The sequence below is a fragment of the Lamprobacter sp. genome, from assembly GCF_034860625.1.
Lineage (GTDB): Bacteria > Pseudomonadota > Gammaproteobacteria > Chromatiales > Chromatiaceae > Lamprobacter.
Genome location: NZ_JAYESN010000218.1, coordinates 1 through 5,257, shown reverse-complemented (window position 1 = coordinate 5,257; position 5,257 = coordinate 1). Strand labels below are relative to the sequence as shown.

At 64.2% G+C, this 5,257-nt stretch carries 8 protein-coding genes; 3 read left to right on the top strand and 5 right to left on the bottom strand.

The features are described from left to right. Positions 1–197: 197 nt before the first annotated feature. The 3 genes from VBE63_RS24415 to VBE63_RS24405 all read right to left on the bottom strand — a co-directional run bounded on the left by VBE63_RS24415 (position 198) and on the right by VBE63_RS24405 (position 1,713). Positions 198–437, bottom strand: a complete 240-nt coding sequence (locus VBE63_RS24415; RefSeq protein ID WP_323685619.1) for a DUF1640 domain-containing protein — start codon at positions 435–437, stop codon at positions 198–200. 262 nt (positions 438–699) lie between these two features. Then, entirely contained in the window at positions 700–975 is a 276-nt protein-coding gene (locus VBE63_RS24410) for an efflux RND transporter permease subunit (protein ID WP_323685618.1), read from the bottom strand. A gap of 270 nt (positions 976–1,245) precedes the next feature. Beyond that, complete coding sequence (locus VBE63_RS24405; protein WP_323685617.1) at positions 1,246–1,713, bottom strand: hypothetical protein; 468 nt, start codon at positions 1,711–1,713, stop codon at positions 1,246–1,248. 75 nt (positions 1,714–1,788) lie between these two features. On the opposite strand from VBE63_RS24405, the gene VBE63_RS24400 reads away from it, so the two are divergent. Continuing rightward, positions 1,789–2,343, top strand: a complete 555-nt coding sequence (locus tag VBE63_RS24400) for an FAD binding domain-containing protein (protein WP_323685616.1) — start codon at positions 1,789–1,791, stop codon at positions 2,341–2,343. Next, positions 2,240–2,569: a hypothetical protein gene (locus tag VBE63_RS24395; protein WP_323685615.1), complete on the top strand. Its 330-nt coding sequence runs from the start codon at positions 2,240–2,242 to the stop codon at positions 2,567–2,569. The genes VBE63_RS24400 and VBE63_RS24395 overlap by 104 nt, the downstream gene beginning before the upstream one ends. Positions 2,570–2,667: 98 nt before the next feature. Here the strand turns inward: VBE63_RS24395 and cfa are convergent, their stop codons facing one another. Then, entirely contained in the window at positions 2,668–3,879 is a 1,212-nt protein-coding gene (cfa, locus tag VBE63_RS24390) for a cyclopropane fatty acyl phospholipid synthase (protein ID WP_323685614.1), read from the bottom strand. A 249-nt stretch (positions 3,880–4,128) separates the two neighbouring features. Here cfa and VBE63_RS24385 point away from each other — a divergent pair, with 249 nt between their 5' ends. Beyond that, positions 4,129–4,704, top strand: a complete 576-nt coding sequence (locus tag VBE63_RS24385) for a S1C family serine protease (protein WP_323685613.1) — start codon at positions 4,129–4,131, stop codon at positions 4,702–4,704. A 259-nt stretch (positions 4,705–4,963) separates the two neighbouring features. Here VBE63_RS24385 and VBE63_RS24380 read toward each other — a convergent pair. Then, positions 4,964–5,257, bottom strand: a 294-nt coding sequence (locus tag VBE63_RS24380; RefSeq protein WP_323685612.1) for an efflux RND transporter permease subunit, incomplete at its 5' end; no start/stop codon positions are given.

Below are 5,257 nucleotides of genomic sequence, written 5' to 3'. Positions count from 1 at the left end.
GAACTCGCTCGCAAGTGTCGGCGATTACGCGCCGGAGATGGAGCCCAAGGCGGCCTAAGCTCGTATTGCCGCGGCGATGGCGTAGAGTAATAAAGACCGCAGCATGTGGCGCGGTCGACTGGATTGCGCTCGTCGCCGCAGCGCAAGATAGCTAGCGTCGTCGAAATCCCCTGGCACAGACCGTCCATGGGATAGGGTCACAGCAATTTGACCAGCGTCGCGATCAAGACCGCCTGCGCGAGTAGTAACCCAGCGACCCATTTGATGATGTCGCTCTTGGCCGCCTCGAGGCGCGCATCCAGGTAGTCGCGGGTGACCAGATCCTCCCCCGTGGCATCGCGGAAGGCCTCGGCAATGGCTTCCGCCTGCTCGGGGGGCAGACCGGCAGAGACGAGCTTGCGGGCGAACGCGAGCGTGTCGAAGGTGACCGTTGTCATGTCTGGGTCTCCAGATTCAAGGTCTTCGTTTTTCCTCGCATCCTTGCCACGATGCGACGCAATCGACCTAGGAATAGCGTTAATCCCGGCATGCTGCGATGTTGGGCCAATCACAGCGGCGAATGATGTAAAGACCTCTTGGTTACGGCCGCTTCCGGGGGCGCCCGTTATAAGCACGCTGATGATAGTCGATTATGTGGCGTTGGCGAATGGACATGAATCCGGTGCGTCTGCAATGGCAGCGGTGATGGCCGATCGCGCCTCAACTCGACGCGCGGACAGCGGGATCGCGGTCATCGCCGCGGCGCCAGATGTAGAGCGCCGGAATGGCGAGCGTGGTCAGCAGCGTCGACGAGATCAGGCCGAAGAACAGCGAGGTCGCCAGGCCCTTGAAGATCGGGTCGACGATGATGAACAGCGCCCCGATCATCGACGTGACCGCGGTGAGCAGGATCGGTCGGAAGCGCACCGCCCCGGCCTCGATCACCGCCTCGCGCACCGGGCCGCCGGTCAGCCTGGACCCGGCCTTGCCGCACATCCGGATACAAGGTTACGAGCTCGGCCTGTTGCGGACCCAAGGTCGTTTCGAGGGTCAGTGCCGTCGCTTGCTGAAGCCGGCCCAGGTGGCGCTCGGGGACGGCGACGCGGATCACCGCCGGTGCTGCAGCGATGCGCGCAAACAGGTTGGATTGGAGTGCTCATGACCGATGTCTGAGGCAAAGCCTGTACCTTGTCGACTGCAAACGGTCGAGTGGCTTGCTGTCGTCTCGGACTGTTGCAGCGACCTGCCCTCCTTGCAGCAATGGACCTAGCCGGTGCGGGTAATGGTCAAACGAACATGGCCACGGTTGTTGCCGTAGAAGCGCCAAGCGTCGTTGGCAAAGCAATACAGGTAGCCCGAGCCTTGTTTTGGTGTCCAAGCATCGAGCCCGGCGCCGATGACCAGCGTCTCATGTGGCACGGGTGAGCCGTCTTGCTGCGTCTGTACCCTACCGTTAGCAATCACGCCAACCAGCGCAAACCAGGGTGCCGTCTCGACGCGCCGGCTGCCGACGAAGCTCGCGCGCGGATTTCCAGTCATGCTGGCAAAGCGCTGCTCGGCTTTGCCGATCCAGCTGCCGACTCGATGCGCAAGACCGCCCCAAATCAGCCGCGGACGGCAGTCGCCAGCCAGCCGGCCCGCAAGGAATCGCCGCGTCCAACCATTCGCCGCTGGCCGCAAAGCGATAACGAGCGTCGGCTTCGAGATACAGGCCGGTGTCGTTCCAACACTCAACGGCGAAGATATCCAGGATTTCGCTCTCGCCGACAGCGAGGAGCCGAGTGCGCCGGTATGGGGCCTGATCGAGGGGTGGCCGTTGCTGACGAGCAAGCGCCGACGGATGGAGTCAGTCTGGGGGGCATCGATGGCCTCGATGGTATGCGCTTCAACGATGACGGCAGTATCGGCATCGGGGCCATGACCCGTCTCACCGACATCGCCGATCACGAGGAGCTGCGACAGCGTTGCCCGGGTCTGGCCGCTGCGGCCGCTGAGGTTGGTAGCCCGCAGCTGCGCAACCAAGGCACTCTCGGCGGCAGCCTATGCCAGAAGCCGCGCTGCTGGTACTACCGCGGCGACTTCGATTGCCTGCGCAAGGGCGGCGACCGCTGCTTTGCGATCCCGGGCGAGAACCAGTTCCACTGCATCCTCGGCGGTACGAGCTGCGTCATCGTCCATCCATCGGACACCGCGCCGGCGCTGATCGCGCTCGATGCCGAGGTGGCCATCAGTGGCCCCGAGGGGCACCACCGGATGCCGGTTGCCGACCTGCACGTGCCGCCGAGCGAGGACCCGACCCGCGAGACACGCCTGGGACTTCGCCCTCGCCGGCTGCGCGCTGGCGCTGAGCTTCGACGGCGATAGGGTGCGCGAGCCGCGCATTGTGCTCTCCGGTGCGGCGCCGATCCCCTGGCGCGCTATCGAGGCCGAAAACAGCCTTCGGGACCGACGCCTCGATGAGACCGCCATCACCGCGGCCGCGAAAGCCGCCGTCGCCGATGCCCGGCCGTTGACGAAGAATGGCTACAAGGTGCCGCTGTTCGAAGGCATGCTGCGCGAGGAGCTGACGCAGGCGGCGAATCGCGGGTGAGCTACTGCGAAATCGCTGCAAAAGCAAGCGAGATGGCTTTGGCCAGTGGGCCCGACGCCCGACGAGGCGATGCTGCGTCGGGAAGCGCTAGGCCGGGCTCAGCGCGGCGCCCGATAGGTTTCGCGGCGACCCTGAGGGTGACTCAGCACCAGCTGCCAGAGATGGCCGTTGCGCGAACGGAAGAACCCTGCCGAGCAGTGCAGATAGTACTTCCACATACGCCGGAAGCGTTCGTCATAGCCGGCTTTGGCGAGGTCTGGCCATGCCTGTTCCACATTCGCCCACCAGGCCATCAAGGTGCGGTCGTAGTCCAGTCCGAACGCGTGCCAGTCCTCGAGCACAAACCGCGACCGTAGCGCCTGGGCAAGTCGCTCGGCATTCGGCAGCTCGCCGTTGGGGAAGATGTAGCGGTCGATCCAGGGATCATTGACCGGCTTGGCGGTGCTGGTGCCGATGGTATGGAGCAGGAACAGGCCGCTCTCTTTCAGGAGCCGCGCCACGGTTTCAAAGAAGGCGGCGTCGTTCTTGCCACCCACGTGCTCGAACATGCCCACCGAGGCGATCTTGTCGAAGCGCCCATCCAACTCCCGGTAATCCTGCAGTCGGATATCGACCGGAAGCCCGGCACAGCGCTGCCGTGCCAACTGCGCCTGCTCGCGCGAAACGGTCAGGCCGACCACCTGCACATCGTAGTGACGCGCGGCATGCTCGGCCAAGCCACCCCAGCCGCAGCCGATGTCAAGCACCCGCTCGTGTGGCTCCAGCTCGAGCTTGCGGCAGATGAGGTCCAGCTTCGCGCGCTGAGCGCTCTCGAGGTCCTCGGCCTCGGCCCAATAGCCGCAGCTGTAGCTCATGGTTGGGTCGAGCATGGCCTCGTAGAGGTCGTTACCGACATCGTAGTGCTGCTCGCCAACCTGAAAGGCTCGCTCGGGGCTCTGCAGATTCAACACCCGGGCGCGCAGCGCGAGCAGCGCGAGACGCAAGCGCAGACCGAGGCCAGCAGCACCCTGCAGTCTTTCCTCAATGCCGTTTCCCAGCAACCGAGTGAAGGTCTGATCCAGCGCTGGCGCATCCCATTGCTGATCCATATAGGACTCACCGAGACCAAGTGAGCCGGCGCTCAGAACTCGGTCGTAGAAGGCCGAGTCCTTGACCCGGATATCCCAGGGTCGTTGTCCGTCCAATGTCACATCCGCCTGTGCGGCCAATTCCTTCAACAACTGCGGGCCGCCCCGACCGAGACCGCGAATGTTGTCAAACAAGCCGCGCTCGGGCTGCGACTGCCAGGTTTGATTCGGAAACATGCTCATCGGTTGCCGCTCCTCGTCTTGAATGCAGATTGCTAATGAACTGCCTGGCTTCAGGCAGCCACCTCGACAAACGCCGTGGCCAAAACGAATAACCGCAAGATCAGTGCCGTGCGAAACGACGGCGTCCTCTGCTGTCAACCACTTGATCGAGTGGGCGATAGCGACCAGAGGTCGGGGCAAAGTACCCGCTCTCAGTGATGCAGACCCGGCACTGAATGGCTCGGCTGCAATACGGGCTAAGACCGCCGATTGAAACCCTTGTGGCCGCTCGAGAGCCTGAGTGCTGCAGGCACTGGTTTTGCTTCACTATTTAATACCGGCTTCTTGATACCGGCTTCGCGCCAGCTGTCGCAGTACTCTGGTGGCCCCCTGCTCGACTCGGCCGGCCGCCTCATCGGCGTCAATACCGCCATCGTCTCCGGCAGCAGCGCCTTCGCCGGTGTCGGTTTCGCGGTTCCTGTCGACGTGGTCAATCGTGGGGTCTCAGAGATCATCCTAGAGGGCAGCGTCGCACGGCCTGGGATCGGGATCGTAGCGCTGACTGAGGCCATGACCGCTCGCCTAGACGTCGACGGCGTCGTCATCGCAGCGGTGCAGCCGGGCTCGCCTGCAGCCCGTGCCGGTCTGGAGGGTATCGACCAGCGGGCCGGTAGGCTTGGCGACGTGATCACCCATGCCGAGGGCAAGCAGGTACAGAGTGTCGTCGACCTCGCAGCCATCCTAGACGAGGTCGGCATCGGCAACGAGGCGACGCTGAAGGTGCGGCGCGGCAGGAGTACGCGCAGGGTACAGGTGACGGTCGTCAACATCTCCGCCCCCGCCTAGCGTCCAAGGGAAGCATCAACTCTGACCTAAAACGCGGTAACAACCGCAACGGACCGGCGCCTGGGCACGGCTGGCTAATCCGCTTCCGCTTGGCAACGGAGAGACGGAGTAGATACTGGCGCTGGTGCACACAGCGCGCCGGTGGCCGCCCGGTCGACTCGAGCCGGAAGATGGCTGCCCCATCAGAGCTGACATCTCACCCTGAGCGTGCAGATTGGCCCAAGACAGACGGCTTGATATGCATGTGCGCATCACAAGTCTATCCGCACACCTTACGCTGCCTTCCCTCCCCGAGCTTCAGCACCATCACCGTCAACGCCGGCAGCAGCGTCAGCGTGACGATGGCGGCGCCGAGGATGCCGAACAGCACGATGGCACCGACCCCCCGATAGAGCTCGGCCCCGGCGCCAGGCAGGAACACCAGCGGCGAGAGGCCGGCGATGGTGGTGATCGCCGACATCGTAATCGGCCGCAGCCGTGCCTCGACCGCTTCGCGCACCGCCGCCACCGGCTCCTGGCCCTCATCGTGCGCGTTGCTCATGGCCCGGTGAAC